This window comes from Photobacterium gaetbulicola, assembly GCF_003025515.1.
GTDB lineage: Bacteria > Pseudomonadota > Gammaproteobacteria > Enterobacterales > Vibrionaceae > Photobacterium > Photobacterium gaetbulicola.
In genome coordinates, this window is the sequence record NZ_PYME01000018.1 from 51270 (window position 1) to 72040 (window position 20771).

The following is a 20771-nucleotide window of genomic DNA, read 5'->3' on the forward strand; positions in this document are numbered from 1 at the left end:
TTGGAGGATGAATAGTGGGATTACATTCACATAATCCACCAGTATCTGCTACATCCATCTGAAGAAGTTGCTATTATTTTCGAAATTCGTATAAACGTTTCGATTTTTGCATTGTTCAGAGGTTTACATGCTAGCTCACCCTCTCGTTGATACTTTTCAGTCTCTCAATCGTTACCTACAGTCGCAGGTCATTGGCCAGCCAGACTTGGTTAAGCAGTTGCTAATTGCTCTATTGGCTGATGGGCATATTCTGGTGGAAGGTCCGCCTGGGTTGGCAAAAACGCGAGCAGTAAAAGTGCTAGCTGAGTGTATTGAAGGCAGTTTCCAGCGTATGCAGTTTACCCCTGATCTTTTGCCTGCAGATTTGACCGGAACAGATATTTATCGCCCAGAGACCGGGGCTTTCGATTTTCAGGAAGGCCCGATTTTCCATTCGCTGGTACTAGCTGATGAAATCAACCGGGCACCGGCCAAGGTGCAGTCGGCGATGTTGGAGGCGATGGCCGAAAAGCAGATCACCGTGGGTAAACAGACGTATACGCTTCCTGAGCTATTCCTGGTGATGGCAACCCAAAACCCGATCGAACAAGAAGGGACCTACCCACTGCCAGAAGCTCAACTGGACCGCTTTTTGTTGCAGCTCCAAGTCGAATATCCAGATAGTGACAGTGAATTGGCAATACTGCGGCTCAACCGAGGTGAGGCACTGGGCGTGAAAAGTGAAGAGGCCGTCCATCTATCACAGCAGGATATTTTCAAGGCGCGCCAGCAGGTGCTTGAGCTGTATATGGCGGAAGAGATTGAGCAGTATATTATCCGACTGGTGATGGCGACGCGAACACCAGAAAGATACGACGATCAGCTGGCAAGCTGGCTGCAAATGGGCGTGAGTCCGCGAGCGACCCTGGCGCTGGACCGCTGTGCCCGGGCACATGCCTGGTTGGCTGGGCGCGACTTTGTCACCCCGGATGATGTGATGACTATGGCCTATCCGGTGCTGCGCCACCGACTGTTGCGCAGCTATGAAGCCCAGGCGGAAGGGATCGACAACGATTTCATTATCAAACAGCTTCTGAGCTGGGTGACTAGCGCATGATCCTTCCAGCCCATAGTGATGGTATTCATTTGTCGCTGGCGGAACTGTTGCATTACCAAAAGCAGTCAGTCCGCTGGCTTCCTCCTGCCCGTAGTATCTGGTCCTATCTCAGCGGCCAACATGACAGTGCTGGTAAAGGGCGGGGCATGGACTTTGCCGAGGTACGTCCATATCAAAAAGGGGATGATATTCGGTCTATTGACTGGCGTATTACGGCCCGAACGGGTAAGCCCCATACCAAGTTATATACCGAAGAAAGAGAGTGTCCGGTGATGCTTGCGGTTGATTTATCCTCGACCATGCAATACGGCACTCGGTTGTTGTACAAGTCAGTTCAAGCGGCACATATCGCCAGCTTGATTTGCTGGTTAACGGTGGCGCAAAAAGATCGGGTTGGTGCGGTTGTTATTGGAGGTCAGCAGGTAATTGATTGCCCGCCGACAGCCCGTCAGCAAGGGCCACTACAGATCATGAATGCGATAAAAGGTATTCATGACAAAAGTTTAAAGGTGGTTCAAGAGCAGCATCAAGACACATTTTTAGTGGCAATGAATCAGTTACACCGTCTCTGCCCGAAAGGCAGTGAGCTAATTGTTATTAGTGATTTCAATCAGCTATCAGCCTGTACTGAAAAGCGGTTAAAGCAACTGGCTCAGCACAATAAGTTGAGGCTACTCCATGTTTTTGACCCAATTGAAAAGGGTGAAACCGCATTTCGGGGCCGCCATTGGCTCGGCGATCATCAACGGTCACTGCCGATAAGCTTCGGTCGCAAGTCCACCTTGCAGTCTTTGCAGAATGATTTTGAGCATCACCAACAGCGTTTGGCAACACTCTCAAATCAACTCCAATCCCCTGTTTACCATGTCTCTGCTGGCAAACCATTGATCGACCAGCTTGGAGGATTACGTGGATAGCGTATTGAATCTTGCTCCCTTGGATCTACCCGCGGAGCCTAGCTGGTGGCCGTTGCCGACATCTACATGGGTGGTACTTGGCGGGCTTCTCTTTATTGTCCTGCTTCGGCTCGGATATCACCATTACCAAACCAGGCTCAAGCGGAAAGCCTTGGGCCATCTTTCACGGCTGGAGAGCCGACCCGATCTGCCGGCTCTTGATTGTTTATTGCGGCGTATAGCCTTGACCTATTTTCCGCGTAATCAAGTGGCTGGGCTATCTGGTGAAGCATGGTTGGCATGGCTCGATAAACAGTTGGATGGACAGCTTGATGGGCAACTCGATAGTTTGCAGTTTATGGCTCTGAAAGAAGGTTGGCTATCCGGTCTGTATGGCAATAAGCCACTGGAACAAGATCAGTGGCAGACGTGTATCGCAGCCAGCCGACATTGGATTTTGCACTTCAAAACGGAGGGTAAATGCTAGCGTTTGATTACCTCGCCGTAGTGCTGTTGCTTCCGCTGCCATGGGTTGTCCGTCGTTTTGCCCGTGAGGTTGAGCCTGTATCCGTGCTAAGGCTCGGACGCCTTCCCAATGATCTCGATGACAGTATTCATAACAGCAGAGTGCCAATGGTACTGAGCATTGCCGCTTGGCTGTTTTTGCTATCGGCCTTGGCCCGCCCCGTTTGGCTCGGTGAGCCAATAAGTGTTCCGATGGAGCATCGAGACGTGATGCTGGTAGTTGATCTGTCGGGCTCAATGGATATCGAAGACATGAATGGAGGGGGAGGCGAAGCCATAAGCCGGATGACGGCAATGAAAAGTGTTCTTGTTGATTTTGTTCGTCGGCGTGAAGGGGACAGGCTAGGGTTGGTGTTATTTGCCGATCACGGTTATCTCCATACTCCGCTGACACTGGATATTCGCAACCTGGAGCAACAAATCGAACAACTTACATTGGGTCTAGTTGGCTACATGACCGCGATAGGTGAAGGTGTTGCCATTGCCACTAAGACCTTCATTGATAGTGAAGCTCCTCAGCGGGTCATGATCCTATTGAGTGATGGTAGTAATACCATCGGCGCGGTAGAGCCAATGGCAGCGGCGGAGCTCGCCAAGGATAGCAATGTCACCATTTACAGTATCGGCTTAGGGGCCGAGTCCATGATGGTCGAAAATGCCTTTGGTGAACTGCACGAAACCAACCCGGCCTGGGATCTGGATGAATCGCTGCTGACTGAAATTGCCGAATTGTCGGGAGGGCAGTACTTCAGGGCCCGTAACCAGGATGAACTGGCAAAAGTGTATTCGTTGATTGATGGGCTGGAGCCGATTTCTGATGCCGAGCAAACTTGGCAACCTCGGTATGACCTTTATCCGTATCCGTTGTTTATGACTTTGCTGCTGATGGTGATGTTGGCTGCCTACCGGAGGCATTATGGTTAATTTCTTGTCCCCTCACTGGCTACTGGGGCTATTGGTTGCCCCGGTTCTGCTTTGGCTGAAGTATCATCGGCAGCAGCAGGGCCTGATCGCACCGCACCTACAACAAGAACACTTTTATTCTCGAAACCGTTTCAGCTGCTGGGTTACCCTTGCCTGGGTGATGGCGATGGTCGCTATGGCCGGGCCTCACTGGCGTGAGCAGGATCGGCCCCACTCTGAACTTGAACGGGCACGGGTTGTTGTGATGGATATGTCGCAGGCCATGTATGGCCGGGATATCTCGCCAAGTCGCTTTCAGCAGGCATTCTACAAAATTACGGACCTGATCAGCCTGCTGGATGAAGGCTATACCGGTCTGGTGGCCTACTCGAATGCGGGTTACACCATCAGTCCCCTGACCCATGACAACAATACCGTGCTGACCCAGATTGAATATTTGTCGCCTGATGTCATGCCGACCCCCGGCAAGAATGCCGCTGCCGGGGTGGAAGAAGCAATGACGCTTCTGGCGCAAACCTCGTTCGGGACTGGCGATATTCTGCTGGTCACCTCGGGGATCAGTGAAGCGGAAAGAGCCGATATTGCCTTGCTGTTGTCAGATACACCTTATTCTTTGTCTACTTATGCCATAAGTACTCCGCAGGGGGCCGTCCTCGACGACAAGCATGGTCAGCCACGTCTTGGTCGTGGTGGCCAGCCCGTGGTGTCTCGCTTGGTGCCTGAGCGTTTGAGCGCCTTGTCTGCGCTAACTGGTGGTATTTCGGTAACTTACCAGCATTCGCAGCAAGATATAGAGCAACTGTATGGATTCTTGACAAAAACACGCAGCCTCGAGGAGGTACGTGAGCTGTCGGAAGGGTTATCGAGCCAGTTTATCAACGATGGCTACTGGCTGCTGTGGCCGCTGGCTGGCATGCTGCTGTTTGCCTTTCGGCGCGGGGTGATCTGGTCGGTCGGTTTGCTGGTGTTGCTTCCGGCATCCCCGGTAGAGGCGGGCAGCCTGAGCCAGCTGTGGAACAATGCCGATCGGCAAGGTTACCAGCACTACCAGCATAGAAATTACCACCGGGCGGCGAGTACCTTTGTTGATCCTGCCTGGCAAGGCGTGGCCCTGTATGAATCTGGTGACTATCAAGGGGCGATTGACGCGTTTTCACAGGTGACTGACGGCAGCAGCAATTACAACCTCGCTAATGCATTGGCCAAGTCCGGTCGGCTGGAAGAGGCGCTCGTCAAATACCGCGAAGTGATAGAAAGCCATCCTGAACATCAAGGGGCCAAATTTAATATTGGCTTGGTGGAAGGGGCGCTGCAGGCGCTTGAAAACCAAGACCGCGATAATCAGGAGCAAAGCGGTGAGGCGGGGGATAATGGTAATTCCGATGAGGAGGAGAGCGGTGACAGTGATGGTGATGAGGAACGTGATGATACAGGCTCTGATGACAATCGTGGTGGCGTGGACAACCTAGAGTCGGATCCCGACACTGAAAATGTCCCTGAACAGCAAGGTGAGAGTAGTACTGGTAACAGTGATTCACAGGGTAACCAGCCAGAAAACCCACAGTTTTCTCCTGATAGTGATGGTGATTTTTATCCGCCGCAGCAACAGCATGGTGAGTCTGGCGAGTATGACGCGGATGAATTTACTGCAGGGGCGGCTGACTTGGACTTTGGCACGCCTACCGAAGACGATATTGAAGCAATTCGCCATCAGTTGAGTGAACTCGGCGAAATCAATCCCGTGCTCAATCGGCTTAGTCTCATTCAAGATGACCGCACCTTGCTGCTGAGAAACTTACTGCTGATGCAGGCTGAGCTGAAAGAGCCTTCTGAACAAACCGAGATCGAGTGGTAATCAAAAATGATAAACAGAGTTCTAATCTTGTTGTGTGGCTTAGCGCTAGCTCCGTTTAGTGTAATGGCCGATAGTCTGGTGGATAACGGGCTTGATGATTTAATTGGTTTATCGGCTGAGTTGGTGCGCGATACGGTGTATCCGGAAACGGAAGTGACTTACATACTGAGGGTCGAGTCACGGGCCGATATCCACTTCACCCGCGTCAATCCGCCTCGGGCCGAAGGCGTCAATGTACGTCGAGGTAGTCAAGACCACGAGTATTATTTTTTAGGTAATGAAGAGTTTAGGATATCAACCTATCGATTTTTTGTTTCTTCCGAACACGTGGGTGCCATCATCCTCGAGGGGGCATCGTTGACCCATGTCGCAGTCAATGAAAACGGTACCCGTCGGCGGGTGAGGAACAAGGCCAATTTGGTTAATCTCGAAAGCCGGGCTATCCCCGACAACTACCACGGGCTGTGGCTACCGTCAGACAGGGTCACATTGGAGCAGGAGTGGTCGACGCAAGCGTCAGCGATACAAGTCGGGGACTCAATCTCGCGGACTCTCAGCCTGTACATTCAGGGCAGAAATATTGACTCGTTTCCAGAGTTAACCGTGGATTACCCTGAGGGTATGAATGTCTATAGTGAGCAGCCGAAATTCGAAACTACCGATGGCGGTATGACGATGACACTTCGCCAGGTTATTGTGCCACGAGCTGAGGGGTTGTTCGATATACCGAGTTTGGCCATACCTTGGTTTGATACTGGCAACAATACAATCGCGGTGGCCAGTGTGAAGGGGTTGGCTCTGAACATACAGCCTAATCAGGTACAGACGCTGGCGCTGGGGGAGCCGCAAACCGAAGGGAGGAGTGAAAAATACTGGCGCTATGCCACCGTGGTTGCCGTCCTACTCTGGTTGCTCACCTTGCAGCGCCTCTATCGAGCTCGTAAGCAACTAAACGGGCTGGGAAGAGCGGCGGTAGGAAGTAGTAAACAGGACAAGTGTAACCTTCAAGTTGCGTTGGAGCAGCGTAACCACCAAGCCGTTGTTGGGGCTTGGGGAGTTGCTGAACCATATGTAAAAAAAGAATGTGGCCAATTAATGGATGCCTATTTTGCGGCATTTTATAGTCGGTCAATAACAGACGGTGAGCCTGAGCGCATTGCAGTCCTCAACCATCTCAAGGCAATGAGGTTGGTTAAGACAAAAAGCGCAGACTTTGCCCCGATCGAGCCCTAGTTAAAGGGGAATACCAAGTTCCGAGATGTAACTAGAAATATAAAATATCGTATAAGATTAAAAGCGGTAGGTGAAAGTTGCCGTTTTTTTGTTTTTATTCAGCTTAAGTTCAATATTCCGCGTGCAATGCAAACTGTTCTGTGAATAACGCAAACTAAATACAGCGCCATCTGTTTTTGCTATAGGTAAATCTATGTAAATTAATTGTCCTTCAATCTCTGAATATCCATTTATTTTCGTTGAAATATGATGTTTTAATTTTCCCGTTTCGATTGTTTTCTGCCGATGAATTTCATTGCTTTGTTGTTGTTTTGGCTTTAACTTTCTGTATTTTAAGCTTTTGCTTTCGGTTGCTTGTCGAATTACCTTTGCGCTTTCGACCGGTTTCAATCTGGTTAATACAGCAAGCGAAGAAATTCATGAGAATATTTTATGATTTAAGGTTTATCGATTCGTATCTCAGGCATGGATAACCCACATGATAAAGCCATGATATTGGTATATGTTATATATATTGATAAGCATATTTCTATCTTCTTATCACTGCTTAAATTAATATTATTTTAGATTAAAGCTAAACCAAAAAGGTGCTCTTGAGCGGTCTATAGTAGCTTTATGATTAAGGAGTCGACGATGGGTGTAAATAATAAACTAATGGCTGTTGTTCTTGCTTTGTTGCTCGCGGGGTGTTCATCGACTATCGCGCTTGAAAAAGGCCAGACCTGGGAGCAGTTTGGCTATGATTTGGCGATGCGCGGAAGCAAAATGATTGAAACATCACGCCTTGAATCCGTGGATGTGGCTGCCTACAAAAAAGGCTATGTCGCTGGCTTAAAAGCATTCTGTGATCAGGATGGATATGATATCGGGCTCAGCGGGCTGTTCTATCAAGGTACCTGCGATGAGATAAACCCTAATTTTGCCGAACAGTACAATATTGGTTGGGTTGACTATGAAATCAACCAACAGAATTACGACTGGGAGCTGGGCACCTACGATCCATCCATTGAAAGTGATGAATTCTAGCGCTCAAGCGAATAAACACTTCTTCAGCTAAGCCTGTTGGCTATCTGCCAGCAGGCTTTGCGCGTGCTGTACCTGTTCAGCATGCGCATCCTCAATCCTGTTATTCCACCACGTGCATATCCAGCCAACAACCTGATGACTAAATGGGCATTGGGTCTCATTTTTCAAAATAGATGATTGTCGAAATGATTCGACTAAACTAGTATCCATCCTATCTATTGGGGTTGCCAATGGCTGCGCAACTCTATTTGCATTTAGTGTTTTTGATTTTAATTTACTGATTTTAAATGATTTTAAATGATTTTGTGGTTTGGGGTGTTTTTCGAAACGATACGGCTGGATGGGCCGCCTTAGACCGTTATTCAGGGCTTCCAAATTAGTTTAAAGATTTTTCGGGAATGGTATGAAAACAGTGTTAAAGCCGACGTTGCTCGCGCTGAGTATGACAATGGGTGGTTATGTGATGGCAAGTTCAACGATGTTTAGTGACATGATTAATGTTGAGCGTACGGAGTCTGCATCATCAGCACACTGGCAGGATGATAAAGAGAAGATGGATGCTTTCATCGGTGGCTTGATTAACAAGATGACGTTGCAGGAAAAAGTGGGGCAGCTGGATCTGCAAAGTGGCTTTCGCAATGTCACTGGGCCATTTATCAATGAATCCTACGAACAGCAGATTAAAGACGGGCAGGTTGGAGCCATCTTCAATGCTTATGGTGCCGACTTTGGTCGTCAGCTCCAGAAAATAGCGGTTGAGGAGACCCGCCTGGGTATTCCGTTGATTGTCGGTCACGATATCATCCACGGTCACAAGACCATCTTCCCACAATCGATTGGTGAAGCCGCAACCTGGGACTTGGATGCGGTTAAACTCAGCGCCCGCGTTGCTGCAAAGGAAGCATCTGCTGATGGCATCATGTGGACATTCGCCCCGATGGCCGACTTGGTTCGTGACCCTCGCTGGGGCCGCGTGTCTGAAGCGGCCGGTGAAGACCCATTCTTATCAACGGCCATGGCCGTTGCCCGTGTTGAGGGCTTTCAAGGCGATGACTTAAGCCAAGAAGACACCATTATGGCGACAGCCAAACACTTTGTTGGCTATGGCCTGTCTCAGGCTGGCCGTGATTACCATACAACGGATGTCTCGGAGCACGAGCTTTGGACGACACAGATGCCTCCGTTCAAAGCCATGGTGGATGCCGGTGTTGCCACTTTCATGACGTCATTCAATGATTTGAATGGTATTCCGGCCACAGGTAGCAAACGCCTTCTGACCGATATCCTGCGTGACCAATGGGGATTCGAAGGTTTTGTGGTAACTGATTACACCGCCATCAATGAACTGGTTCCTCACGGTTACGCCCGTGACGATAAGCATGCAGCAGAGATCGCTTTTAATGCTGGTGCTGATATGGATATGGTTGGTCAGCTGTATATCAATTACCTCGAAGAGCTTGTTGCCGAGGGAAAAGTGTCAGAAGAAAAAATTGATACTGCTGTTCGTCAGATCCTCGAGATGAAATGGCGCCTTGGCCTGTTCGAAGACCCATATCGCTACAATGACGAGTCACGTGCCGAGCGTGAAATCCTCAGTGTAGAAAATCAAAATGCAGCCCGCGATGTTGCCCGTAAGTCTTTCGTACTGCTTAAAAATGACAACCAGACGCTACCGTTAAAAGACAATGAAATTAAGTCCATCGCCTTGATTGGTCCACTGGCGGACAGCAAGTTTGACATGATTGGTAACTGGGCTGCCGCGGGGGATCGTAAATCGCACCCTGTGACCGTGTTGGAAGGCTTCAAGCACCGTTTTGGTAAAAACATCAAGATCAACTATGCCAAAGGCGCAAGCTACGAATACATCTCTTCACAAGATGATATCGATGCACTTCAGGGTATCGGTGTTCCACGTATTACAGCCGATGATTCGTCACTAGAAAAAGAGATGAAGCGTGCTATTGCTGCAGCGAAAAAATCTGACGTGATTGTCATGGTCATGGGTGAAGAGCAGCGCATGTCTGGTGAAGCATCAAGCCGTACTGAATTAACACTACCGGGCAATCAGCAGCAGGTAATGGAAGAGTTGAAGAAGCTTGGTAAACCTATGGTGCTGGTGGTGATGAGTGGCCGTCCAAACGATTTGCGCTGGGCTGATAAGAATGTCGACGCCATCCTTCATGCTTGGTACCCGGGCACCATGGGCGGTATCGCACTTGCTGATGTTATCTCTGGTGATTTTACGCCGTCAGGCAAACTGCCGATGACCTTCCCGCGTTCAGTGGGTCAGGTGCCAATTTACTACAACGAGAAAAATACCGGCCGTCCTTACTTTGCGGATAACCCGAACCAGCGCCAGGAGCATTACAAATCTCGTTACGATGATTCACCAAATACACCACTGTACGCATTTGGCCATGGTCTAAGCTACACCCAGTTTGACTACGGTGATATTCGTCTAAGCAGCGAAGAGCTGACTGTGGATGGTGAACTGACTGTATCTGTCGATATTACCAACAGCGGTAAATACGCCGGCGAGGAAGTGGTTCAGCTATATACCCGTCAGCATGTCGGCTCGATTACCCGTCCGGTTAAAGAGCTAAAGGGTTTCCAGAAAGTGCATTTTGATAAGGGGGAGTCGAAAACGATTTCCTTCACCCTGACACCTGCCGATCTCGCATTCTACCGCGCCGATATGAGCTGGGGGGTAGAAGCGGGCACGTTTGATGTCTTTGTCGGCACCGCCTCAGACAATGTGCAAAAAGCAAGTTTCGAACTGGTTGAAAAATAATAAAATCTTAGCCCGTCATTGACGGGCTTTTGCAAAGGAATCATTTATGAAAAAAGCGCTGATTTCATGCTTGGTCGCAGGGGTCTGTAGCCAGCCGTTAGCCAATGCGGCGGCTGCGGATGTGCAAGTAACAGAAGCAAGTCCAGAGCGGCCGAATATTCTGTTTATCATGTCGGACGATCATGCCGTGCAGGCACTGAGTGCCTATGGCCATCCTATCTCCAAACTTGCCCCCACTCCGAATATTGATCGCATTGCTGCCAATGGGGCGCAGTTTCAGCGTTCCTATGTGACCAACTCCCTGTGCGGGCCGAGCCGCGCAGCGATGCTCACGGGTAAGTTTGGTCACGAAAATGGCTTCACTTATAACGGTCAGATTTTCGATGGTACCCAGTTCAACTGGCCCAACGCACTGCAGGATGCGGGTTATACCACCGCCATGATCGGCAAGTGGCATATTAACCGCATCCCGAATGGCTTTAACTTTGACCACTGGGAAATCCTCAATGATCAGGGTGAGTACTACAACCCGGATTTTATCACTGCTGACGGTGTGACCATGGAGATGGGCTATACCACTGACTTGATCACCGATAAGACCCTTGAGTGGTTGGATGAAGGGCGGGATAAATCCAAACCTTTTGCCCTGCTGATGCACCACAAGGCACCACACCGCAACTGGATGCCGGCTCCTCGTCATACCCAGCTGTTTGAGAACGTTGAGTTTCCGCTGCCAGATAACTTTTACGATAACTACGAAGGACGCAAAGCGGCAAGCCAGCAGTCGATGACCATTGCTAACCACACTCAGGACGGCCATGACATTAAAATGACGGTGGCCGAGGGAGAAGGCGAATGGCGTGAAGATATCTGGCCGCACTTGCTTGCCAGGTTGACCGACGAGCAGCGTGCCGAGTGGGATAAAGCATACCAAGCCCGTAATGATCACATGAATGCCAATGAAGCCAACTGGACTGAAAAACAGATGGCGGAATGGAAGTATCAGCGCTACATGCAAGACTACCTAGCGACCATTGTTGCCGTGGATGAAAGTGTCGGAGAGGTGCTCGATTATCTGGAAGAGAATGGACTGAGCGAAAATACCTTGGTGGTGTATACCTCGGATCAGGGCTTCTTCCTTGGCGAACATGGTTTTTACGATAAGCGATTTATGTACGAGGAGTCATTCTCGACCCCGCTGGTTATGCAGCTACCTGGGGTGATCAAGCCTGGTACTGTCGTTGATGATCTAGTGCAGAATATCGATTACGCGCCGACATTCATGCAGTTGGCCGGTCTGCAGGCTCCGGCAGAGGTGCATGGCAAGTCCCTGTTGCCTCTGTTGACTGACCAGGGGAACAGTGGTTGGCGTGATGCCCTGTACTATCACTACTATGAATTCCCCGGTTTCCATGATGTGGCCCGCCACTACGGGGTGTCGGATGGCCGCTTCAAGTTAATCCACTTCTACAACCCAGGTGATCAATGGGAGTTTTACGATCTGCAGGCTGACCCATCCGAAATGGTCAATGCCATCGACGACCCGCGTTACAAGGAAGAAGTCGGGCGCTTGCTCAATCGTCTTGCCCAGTTGCAGGACGAATATGGTGTCCCTCCACTGAAGGAATGGCGCGATGCCCCATTGGAGCGTCATCCGAACCCCTCATTGAAAGAGTTGTTTCCCCATAGTTTCAAGTAGTTGATACAGCCGGTAGCCGAGAGGGTGCCGGCTAGCTGTTTAGTGTATTCTTACGCGCCGGTTGCTTGTGGGCGCGATATTTATTTCCAAGCGTGATGAAAGAGGGAATGTGACAATGATGATAACGGTCACGAATAATTATAAAAAACTGTTCTCTGTCGGTCTGCTTGCCGCATCAATGGCAGGTTGTGGTGGTGGCTCTGGCGGGAGCAGTGATGGCAAGCCGGGGACATTACCTCCAGAGGCTGATTGGCCGTCGCCGGATATTTCAATCAGTGCTTGGTCCTTTAATGGCGGCAGTGGTCAGAGTGTGGCGTCTGCGAAAGTGGCAGGCAGCTATGCCGTTGCAGATCCGGCAGGTTTAAATATCGAAATAAGGGATATCCATCAAACGCTGAAACACCGTATTGACGCTGCTGATATCGTCGACCTGTTGCCCGATATGAACCTCAACCATGATAACGCATTGTGCGGGATGACATTTACCCCGTCGGGGCGCTTTCTGTACCTTGCGGTTTGTGATCGTGACGCGGGCCGGAGTGATGACGCCATTCTGGCATACAATACCAACACCGAAGCGTTGACCGTTTTCCACCGTCTAACTCTGCAGAAACAAGGCGCGAGCCAGTTGCCGCGTGTCGGTATGAACTATTTCTCTTCGACACTCTATGTTGGGGGGGATTCCGCTGTTTACCGGATTGATGCCGACCGCAATGCGGCATTTGAAGTTGAGCACAACGGGCGTCAGCTTGGCGTTGAGAAGATCGCGCTGGCGGGTCCGGTACAGGATATCGCGCTCGACATGGAAGTGGGCAATCTGTATCTGCAGACGCCCGACAGCGTTTACAAACTGCCGCACCACAGCCAATCTGTTCAGCGTATCTACCGGCAGGATAATCTGACTGGCATTGCCTTCAGCCGGGTGTTCGGCAGTGAGGGGGATGCTGGGCTGTATATCAGCGTGGAGCATGGGGAGCGGACGGGGATGCTGTTCTCCCCGCTAGAGACGGTGCGAAGCAGTGGCCAGATAGCGCCAACCCCCTATCTGCTGACAGAGCAGCGCTGGCACGACTTCAGCCTAACAGCAGACGGCAAGTTACTGTTTGCCGACAATGGTGCCCATCTGCTGCGGGACAATACAGATTTGCGGTTGGATTTTGACGCTTGGATGCGTGATGAATTGGCGCAGTATGTTGCAGCGATAAAGGGGCTGACCGCTTCGGGGATGTCGGGGAATTACGCCTCTCCGGAAGGTTTCCTGCACCGCAAACTGGAGCATACCAATCCCAACACGTCACCAATTGCCGATAACGTTGGCTGGGCACTATACCTGTTGATGGTCGCTGATCAAATTGAGCATGATCCAGAAATTGAGCAGTACATAGAGCTATTGATCAAACGTCACGCGGGTCTGCATGAGGACGGCAAGGGCGGCGTGAAAAGCGTCGATGGCCACTTTGTGCGTAACTACAACACTGATGGCTCGATTAATGCGGGTAACCCGCAGTACCAGGTCTACATCAGCATGAAGTTCTTGCCTGCTGCGATCAAAGCGGCAGAGATGTATCCCGATAACCAGAACATTGCCAGTTATGCCAAATACCTCCAGCAAGTGTTCCAGCGAGCTGGGGATGTGGTAAGGGCTGAGCAGCGTATTACATGGGACTCAGATGACTTTGGCCCGGTACGCCTTAACCGCCTCATGTCCAACGAGACTTGGCTTTACGGTGATATTGCTGCAGCTCAAGACCCCCTTGCAACCCGCAACTATGGCAAGTTTACCTACGAAAGGGAAAACTTCCTCTACGACTACGAGTTGCTTGATCAGCCAGTGATTAAGTCCTCCCATTCGGCGTTTATCATTATGGGGGGGCCGCTTATTTTGGACCACCACTTCCATGGTAAGTCGTGGGCGGAACAGAACAATAACTACTACGCGCTGACCCAGTCGGAAACCGATGAGATGGGCTTTACCTATTTTGCTGGATTCTCTGCCGGCCATAGCCCGAATTCGAACGGCAACTATTATAACGATGGTCCGACCGACCATCCTGATGATTTTATTCACTTCCCAGCGGTGAGCGGCTTTGGCCAGCTAGGCAAAACCGATGCCGTTGTCGGCGCTTACATGGCCTACCGAGATGGCCGCCGCCAGACCATGGTCAGCGCGGGAGACACCGATGCGCAGCTGCTAATGCGCTGGTCGGCCAACATGCCTGACTACGACAAAATGAGCGTTGGGATTGCGGACTTCTGGTACGGCGCAATCGGGCTTGCAGAAACGATCCAGCCGGGGGTGGTTCAGCCATTTAGAAATACCTTCTATCGCCCTGAAGTCCAGATTGGTTTTAATGAACAAAATCGCCAGCAGGTGCTCTACTCAACCATGACACCAAGGCTGGTCACTGGTATTCGCGCCGATGGCAGTGAGGAGGCGTTTGGCTACCACCTTTCACCGTTTGTGGTCCCGACCGGTGAGATATTTGCCGAATTTCGCGTGGAAGACCCACAAGGAGATTGGGTCGAACTCGATGATATCGTGGGCATCCACAATATTACTGCCCCATTGTCTGGACGTGAGGTCATTTTCAAGAACCCTAACTTTGAGCTTGGGGCAAACGTTGGTTGGGAGACTGTTGCTGGGAATGTGACAAGTGGCGGCAGTATTCATGGTAGCGGAGTTACTCTGCAGGATGATGCGATCTTAACCCAGGCCGTCCATTTGCCGTATGGGATGGAAGGCAGTGAGTACCGGATATCGACGTTGATTGAACCGCAAGGCCAAGCCGGAAGAGCAAAGTTGCGCCTGAGTTGGTCATCTACGGGCAATTTTGCCGACATCGATCCTGATAGTCAGGTAGAAAGCTCCAATGTGTTTGGGAATTGGGCCAACAAAGTGATGAGCCTGGATATTAAGCAACCGGCTAATGCGAAATATCTGCACATCGAATACTTGACCGAAGGTAGTGGCTCGTTTGTGTTTGGTAATACGGCGTTGCAATCTTTTGGCGCGAAACAACCCTTCAGCAATGGTGACTTCGAGCAAGGTAGTTCGAACTGGAACTTGAGCAACCGTGTTTACATTACCGATGACTCCAGCGAGGTTATTCAAGGCAGCCACTCGCTCAAATTCGATTTGAGCGGCGGGGTGACAAATTGGCAGAGCGCAGAGCGCAGGATCGATATTTCGGACGATCCGGCAGGAACCCGTTATCTGGTTCGCTTCAAAGTGGGTCAGCGTGACCTGGCGGAGGCGAAATTTGAAATCAAGTTTGATATCGAAAACCCGCAACGCCCACCTAACTCTGAAGCAACCCCTACCGGTGACTGGCGAGATGTTGGTTTTGTTGACAATGATAGCCCCGAAGAGATCACGGTAACGGCTCGCAAACGCCCGGGCGAAACGGCGTTGAACTTGGTACTGCGGATGAAGCAGGACGGTAGGAATGCCGGCAGAAGCACTGTGGTATTGGATGATGTCCGGGTATATCACCAACAGATCCTCGACGACAGTTACTGTAATAATAGTGCTCAGTGCTACTAGTTGTGCAATCATCACTGAAGTGATCAATTAGATTGTCGACAAGCCTAACCGCGATGCGGTTAGGCTTTTTTTTATCTGTTATGCCGTGGCAAGGCGTTATTCTACTTTGGTTGCATCTTGCCATCGCGGGTCGTTGAAAAAGGCTACTTTTGCTAAAACGTTTCGAAATGAATGAAAAGTAACCAGAGTTATTTCTATAGTATCGGATCAGAAAGTTAGATCCATATCAAACTTTCGGTCAATGACAAGCCGGGAGGTGGCGATATGGCGCTTGTGTTGCAGTTACTATCGGCTGGTGAAATGACTTTAATAACGTGCAGATTGGATTTAAGTTTATGATTTATTGTGATTTATTATTTCCAGTATAGCGGTTGTAAGAGCAAGAAATAAAAAGTGTGACCCATGTACATGATTTGATACCTGTTGTTGACAGTAAATGGGGCTTTACTTACTATTTGTAGAAACGTTTCAACACAAACAATTTTCTACGAAGAGTACGGTTATGGCCCAGGTCAAGCTGCAAAACATAAACAAAATTTATAAGAATGGTTATCACGCTGTTCATGATTTTTGTCTGGACATCAAGGATGGTGAGTTCATGGTGCTGGTTGGTCCTTCGGGCTGTGCCAAATCGACCACACTACGAATGATTGCCGGGCTTGAAAGTATTACCAGTGGTGATCTTCATATCGGTGATAAGCATTGTAATTCTGTTCTACCGAAAGACCGTGGTATTGCCATGGTGTTCCAGAACTACGCACTGTATCCACACATGACTGTGCGCCAAAATTTGGCGTTTGGTTTGGAAACCCGCAAGAAGTCGAAAGAGGAAATTCATCGTCGTGTGACAGAAGCCGCAGAGTTGCTGGAAATCACTGAATTGCTTGATCGCAAACCGGGGCAAATGTCTGGTGGCCAGTGTCAGCGCGTTGCATTAGGCCGTGCGATGGTACGTAAGCCTGAAGTCTTTTTGTTCGATGAACCGCTTTCAAACCTGGATGCGAAATTGCGTGTTTCGATGCGGATGCGCATATCCCGCCTGCATGATGAACTCAAGCAGAGCGGTAAACCGGCAACCATGATCTATGTCACCCATGATCAGGTGGAAGCATTGACCATGGGTGACCGAATTTGTGTGCTAAACCGCGGCGCAATTATGCAGGTTGACACACCCATGAACCTGTATCACAAACCAGTGAATAAGTTTGTCGCGGAATTTATCGGCTCACCAACGATGAACATGCTGGAAGGCAAACTGACTAAAACCGAATCCAATAACATGGCAGTAGAAGTCGATGGCCATTTATTCGAATTGCCTGAAGCAAAGCAAGCCCGAGCTGAACAATATAACGGACACGAAGTATTCCTGGGTTTGCGACCAGAACATATTAATATCGGTGAAGCAAGCAACAGCTGCGAAGCCAAAATTACAGAAGTGGAAGAAATGGGTTCTGAGTCTTTTGTTTATCTAAACTTCGCAGGTAAACAATTGATTTGTAAATATGTAAACCCAGACATTGCATTGTGCAAACAAAGCATGCATCAAATTTCTTTCAATATGGATAAGTGCCATATTTTCGATAGAAGCACCGAAGAAAATATTTTTATTCCGACAGAATAACAGACAGTTTTAAATTTATATTATAGGTATTTTAATTTCATGATTCACACTATTTCTGACTCAAGCCATGTAGTCTCAAATGGCTTACTAAACCTAGAATTTACTGAGCATAATGTTCTGAAGAATATTAAATCTGGCAATGTAATGGTAAACCTTTACGAGCCAAGTGAATTCGAAGGTGCTTTGTCAAATGTATATATTCGCGTTAAAAGCGATGCTGGCATTTCATTTATGCCGCTTATGCACCTTAATCACAATATGCGCGCTTTCCGTACTGAAGCGGGATTGGTTGGCTGGGAAACCACCACAGAAGCTTTCCGTGCAACAGTTGTCATGAGCCTGGATGCACAATCTGAAAAAGTTTTCTTTACCACTCAGGTAGAAAACCTGCAAAAAGATGCTCTGAAATACGACTTGGTATTTGGTCAAGATCTTGCTCTTGCCGATGAAGGCGGCGTAAAAAGCAATGAGTGCTACGTCAGCCAATACCTGGATCATCAAGTATTTAACCTAGAGCAAGCGGGTTATGTTATCTGCTCTCGCCAGAACCTGCCTCAGTCTACGGGTAACCCTTGCTCTCAAATTGGCTCACTGACTGATTCAATTGTTGGTTACTCAACTGACGGTTATCAGTTCTTTGGCAAGAACTACCGTTTTGAGCCAACGCCAGTAGTACTTTCTGAGCCGACGCTAGCTAACGAAAAACTACAGTTTGAAATGGGTTATGTTGCGCTGCAAACTGCGGACATTACACTGGCCCCTGCGCAACAATCTCAGTCGGTATTCTACATTGCCTTCGGTACTCACCTTGAAGGGGCGAATGTTGCTGAAGCGGGTGATCTTGAGGCTATCAAAGCGGCATATTCAGCGCCTGCAATGACCGCGGCAACAGAACAAACACTGCCTTCATTCTTCCTAAATGGTTATAACGTGCTTGTTGGCGACGAGCTTACGGCAGAAGAAATCAAAGACTTCTTCGGTGAAGAGCGTCGCTTTGCTGAAGAGCAAGACGGCAAGCTATTGTCTTTCTTCTACGGTAAGCAAAAAGGCGAAAGCCGCTATGTGACATTGCCTGCGAAAGAGCGTGTGCTTGAGCGTTCAACCGGCCACATGGTTTCTTCTGGCAACTGCCAGGACTTCCAAAATGCCGTGATGAGCTCAACCCACGGTATGTATGGTGTGTTCAACTCACATGTCGTCATTGGCAATACTTCATTCAACAAACTGTTGGGTGTCGACCGTACGTCTTTGAACCTGTTTAAGTACAGCGGCCAGCGTATCTGGGTGAAGGAAGGCGATGATTTCCGTATCCTTTCGATGCCATCTGCCTACGAGACCGGTCTTAACTTCTCGCGCTGGGTATACAAATACCAGCAAGGTTATATCGTTGTAACCAGCTTCAGTGCGCAGGATACCTCTTCAATCCAGCTAGACATCGAAACCGTTAATTTATCTGATGCGCTTGAAGTCATTGTGACCAACCAAATGGTAATGGGTAACAATGAAAATGATGCCAATGTCGTGGTTGAACACAAAGATGACTACATGACAGTATCTGGTGATTTCGAGCTGATGAACTCGGTTCACCCTGAGCTGACCTATGCGATTCGCCCTGATGCTTCACTGGCGGAAGTGTCGCTAGTGAAAGCTGACGACAGTGTTCGTTACGTACTGTTCCAAGGTAAGGTACAAGACAAGGCAAGCCTAACAATTCAAGGTGCCATGAACGCTGATCAGGTAACGGCTCCGCTAACACTCGACTTTGCTGCTGAAATTGAAAAATACCAAGCTTCACAGCACGCACTGATCAATAACTTCCACATTGATTTCGAGAACGACAGTTACAACGCCCAGAAGTTGAATGACACTATGCAGTGGTTCACCCACAACGCATTGGTGCACTACAGCACGCCACACGGCCTAGAGCAATACTCTGGTGCGGCGTGGGGTACGCGTGATGTCTCTCAGGGCCCATTCGAATTCTTTATGTCGATGCAGCGCTATGACCGTGTAGTTGACCTATTGAAAACCATCTACAGCCACCAGCATATCGAAACCGGTACTTGGCCGCAGTGGTTCATGTTCGACAAATACGCCAAGATCCAGCAGGAAGACTGCCACGGTGACATCGTAGTTTGGCCTTTGAAAGCCATTGCTGACTACATCACGGCCACCGGCGATCTGGATGTACTGAACATTGAAGTGCCATACACCAGCATCGAAGACGGCTTTACCTTTACACCGGAAACCTACACCCTGTTTGCCCACGTTGAGCGTCAGGTTAAACACATCATCGACAACCTGATCCCGGGCACATCGCTATCATGCTACGGTGACGGTGACTGGGATGATACCCTGCAGCCGGCTAACCAAGCCCTGCGTGAAAACATGGTCAGTGGCTGGACTATCCCGCTAACCCTGCAAGCGCTGAAGACGATGAGTGCCGCGCTTGAAGGTAATCCTGATTTCGCCGTTTTTGTTCACAAGATCAATAAACTGGCTATCGAAATGGAAGAGGATTACAACAACTTGCTGATCAAAGACGGTGTTATTGCTGGCTTTATCCACTTACCGAACAAAGACGTTGATCAGGTTGAGTACCTCCTTCACCCGTCAGACAAGAAAACAGGCATCAAGTATCGCCTGCTGCCGGCCTCACGTTCGATCATCTCTGAAACGTTCGACAAAGAGATGGCAGACAAGCACATGGCCATCATCGAAGAGAACCTGGTTCACCCTGACGGCGTGCGCTTGATGGAGAAAATGGCGAAATACCAGGGTGGTAAGCAGAGCTACTTCAAGCGTGCCGAGCTGGCTGCAAACCTTGGCCGTGAAGTGGGCCTTCAGTACTGCCACGCCCATATTCGCTTCATCGAAGCTCTGTGTAAGATGGGTAAAGCGGATGAAGTGGCGCAGAACCTGTACAAGATTGTCCCTGTGGGTATTCAAAAGGCCGTACCGAACGCAGAAGTGCGTCAGTCCAATGCTTACTTCTCAAGCTCTGACGGTAAGTTCAATGACCGCTACGAAGCGTACCGTGATTTCGACAAGCTGAAGAAAGGCGAAGTCGCAGTGAAAGGTGGCTGGCGTATCTACTCGAGCGGCCCTGGTATCTACATCAACCAGGTGATCAGTAATGTACTGGGTATCCGTTTCGATAACGAGTCTTTGGTACTGGACCCTGTGATTGCCAAGCAGATGGGTAAAGTGACGCTGGACTTCACGCTATACGGCAAGCCATGCCGCTTGGTGATTAACCCAGAGCAAGGGACTTACACACCGAAACGTGTTGAGCTTAACGGTGAAGAGCTTGCTATCTCGCTAATGCCAAATGCTTACCGTACCGGTGGGGCGCTTATTGAGAAGCAAGTTGTTGCCTCTATGCTACAAGACACCCAAAACGAGTTGGCGATCTGGCTGTAGCCAATGGGCCTGACACCCCGGATTCCGGGGTGTCAACCTCATCGTCGGTCGTATTCTGTGTTATGCGTCAACGTTACTCTGTTCTGATTTGTAGAAACGTTTTACATGATCCGTTATACTTCAAGTTAACTAGCTGCA

General features: G+C 49.4%; 13 protein-coding genes. 12 read left to right on the forward strand and 1 reads right to left on the reverse strand.

Annotated features, from left to right (window positions below):
• Window positions 1-127 precede the first annotated feature (127 nt).
• From C9J03_RS16275 to C9J03_RS16300, 6 genes are read left to right on the forward strand one after another with little or no spacing between them, the layout of a single operon-like run.
• Window positions 128-1096, forward strand: a complete 969-nt coding sequence (locus C9J03_RS16275) for an AAA family ATPase (protein ID WP_044620604.1) — start codon at window positions 128-130, stop codon at window positions 1094-1096.
• Complete coding sequence (locus C9J03_RS16280; protein WP_044620605.1) at window positions 1093-2013, forward strand: DUF58 domain-containing protein; 921 nt, start codon at window positions 1093-1095, stop codon at window positions 2011-2013. The genes C9J03_RS16275 and C9J03_RS16280 overlap by 4 nt, the downstream gene beginning before the upstream one ends.
• A complete protein-coding gene (locus C9J03_RS16285; RefSeq protein WP_044620606.1) occupies window positions 2006-2479 on the forward strand; it encodes a DUF4381 domain-containing protein in 474 nt (157 codons plus the stop codon). Before C9J03_RS16280 ends, C9J03_RS16285 begins: the two co-directional genes overlap by 8 nt.
• The gene (locus C9J03_RS16290; protein WP_044620607.1) at window positions 2473-3441 is read left to right on the forward strand and encodes a VWA domain-containing protein; all 969 of its coding nucleotides are present in this window, start codon (window positions 2473-2475) and stop codon (window positions 3439-3441) included. The genes C9J03_RS16285 and C9J03_RS16290 overlap by 7 nt, the downstream gene beginning before the upstream one ends.
• Window positions 3434-5296 carry a VWA domain-containing protein gene (locus tag C9J03_RS16295; RefSeq protein WP_044620608.1) on the forward strand — a complete coding sequence of 621 codons (1863 nt, stop codon included), beginning with the start codon at window positions 3434-3436 and terminating at the stop codon, window positions 5294-5296. The genes C9J03_RS16290 and C9J03_RS16295 overlap by 8 nt, the downstream gene beginning before the upstream one ends.
• Before the next feature lie 6 nt (window positions 5297-5302).
• On the forward strand, window positions 5303-6529 hold the full coding sequence (locus C9J03_RS16300; RefSeq protein ID WP_044620609.1) for a BatD family protein: 1227 nt from the start codon (window positions 5303-5305) through the stop codon (window positions 6527-6529).
• A 57-nt stretch (window positions 6530-6586) separates the two neighbouring features.
• Here the strand turns inward: C9J03_RS16300 and C9J03_RS26505 are convergent, their stop codons facing one another.
• On the reverse strand, window positions 6587-6919 hold the full coding sequence (locus tag C9J03_RS26505; RefSeq protein ID WP_146149088.1) for a hypothetical protein: 333 nt from the start codon (window positions 6917-6919) through the stop codon (window positions 6587-6589).
• 243 nt (window positions 6920-7162) lie between these two features.
• On the opposite strand from C9J03_RS26505, the gene C9J03_RS16305 reads away from it, so the two are divergent.
• The 6 genes from C9J03_RS16305 to C9J03_RS16330 all read left to right on the forward strand — a co-directional run bounded on the left by C9J03_RS16305 (window position 7163) and on the right by C9J03_RS16330 (window position 20633).
• Entirely contained in the window at window positions 7163-7555 is a 393-nt protein-coding gene (locus tag C9J03_RS16305; RefSeq protein WP_052829558.1) for a DUF2799 domain-containing protein, read from the forward strand.
• A gap of 403 nt (window positions 7556-7958) precedes the next feature.
• The gene (bglX, locus tag C9J03_RS16310; protein WP_052829559.1) at window positions 7959-10346 is read left to right on the forward strand and encodes a beta-glucosidase BglX; all 2388 of its coding nucleotides are present in this window, start codon (window positions 7959-7961) and stop codon (window positions 10344-10346) included.
• Window positions 10347-10392: 46 nt separating this feature from the next.
• Window positions 10393-12045, forward strand: coding sequence for a sulfatase family protein (locus tag C9J03_RS16315; RefSeq protein ID WP_044620610.1), 1653 nt, complete (start codon window positions 10393-10395; stop codon window positions 12043-12045).
• A gap of 115 nt (window positions 12046-12160) precedes the next feature.
• Entirely contained in the window at window positions 12161-15589 is a 3429-nt protein-coding gene (locus C9J03_RS16320) for a hypothetical protein (RefSeq protein WP_044620611.1), read from the forward strand.
• Between the two features lie 502 nt (window positions 15590-16091).
• Window positions 16092-17210 (forward strand): ABC transporter ATP-binding protein, encoded by a 1119-nt coding sequence (locus tag C9J03_RS16325; RefSeq protein WP_044620612.1) that lies wholly within the window; start codon window positions 16092-16094, stop codon window positions 17208-17210.
• Window positions 17211-17249: 39 nt separating this feature from the next.
• Window positions 17250-20633 carry a GH36-type glycosyl hydrolase domain-containing protein gene (locus C9J03_RS16330; protein WP_044620613.1) on the forward strand — a complete coding sequence of 1128 codons (3384 nt, stop codon included), beginning with the start codon at window positions 17250-17252 and terminating at the stop codon, window positions 20631-20633.
• Window positions 20634-20771: the final 138 nt, after the last annotated feature.

Excerpts from the sequence above, each read along its gene's own strand:
- C9J03_RS16275 (WP_044620604.1), top strand. The coding sequence starts at position 128 with ATGCTAGCTCACCCTCTCGTTGATACTTTTCAGTCTCTCAATCGTTAC.
- C9J03_RS16280 (WP_044620605.1), top strand. The coding sequence starts at position 1,093 with ATGATCCTTCCAGCCCATAGTGATGGTATTCATTTGTCGCTGGCGGAA.
- C9J03_RS16290 (WP_044620607.1), top strand. The coding sequence starts at position 2,473 with ATGCTAGCGTTTGATTACCTCGCCGTAGTGCTGTTGCTTCCGCTGCCA.
- C9J03_RS16295 (WP_044620608.1), top strand. The coding sequence starts at position 3,434 with ATGGTTAATTTCTTGTCCCCTCACTGGCTACTGGGGCTATTGGTTGCC.
- C9J03_RS16300 (WP_044620609.1), top strand. The coding sequence starts at position 5,303 with ATGATAAACAGAGTTCTAATCTTGTTGTGTGGCTTAGCGCTAGCTCCG.
- C9J03_RS16305 (WP_052829558.1), top strand. The coding sequence starts at position 7,163 with ATGGGTGTAAATAATAAACTAATGGCTGTTGTTCTTGCTTTGTTGCTC.
- bglX (WP_052829559.1), top strand. The coding sequence starts at position 7,959 with ATGAAAACAGTGTTAAAGCCGACGTTGCTCGCGCTGAGTATGACAATG.
- C9J03_RS16315 (WP_044620610.1), top strand. The coding sequence starts at position 10,393 with ATGAAAAAAGCGCTGATTTCATGCTTGGTCGCAGGGGTCTGTAGCCAG.
- C9J03_RS16320 (WP_044620611.1), top strand. The coding sequence starts at position 12,161 with ATGATGATAACGGTCACGAATAATTATAAAAAACTGTTCTCTGTCGGT.
- C9J03_RS16325 (WP_044620612.1), top strand. The coding sequence starts at position 16,092 with ATGGCCCAGGTCAAGCTGCAAAACATAAACAAAATTTATAAGAATGGT.
- C9J03_RS16330 (WP_044620613.1), top strand. The coding sequence starts at position 17,250 with ATGATTCACACTATTTCTGACTCAAGCCATGTAGTCTCAAATGGCTTA.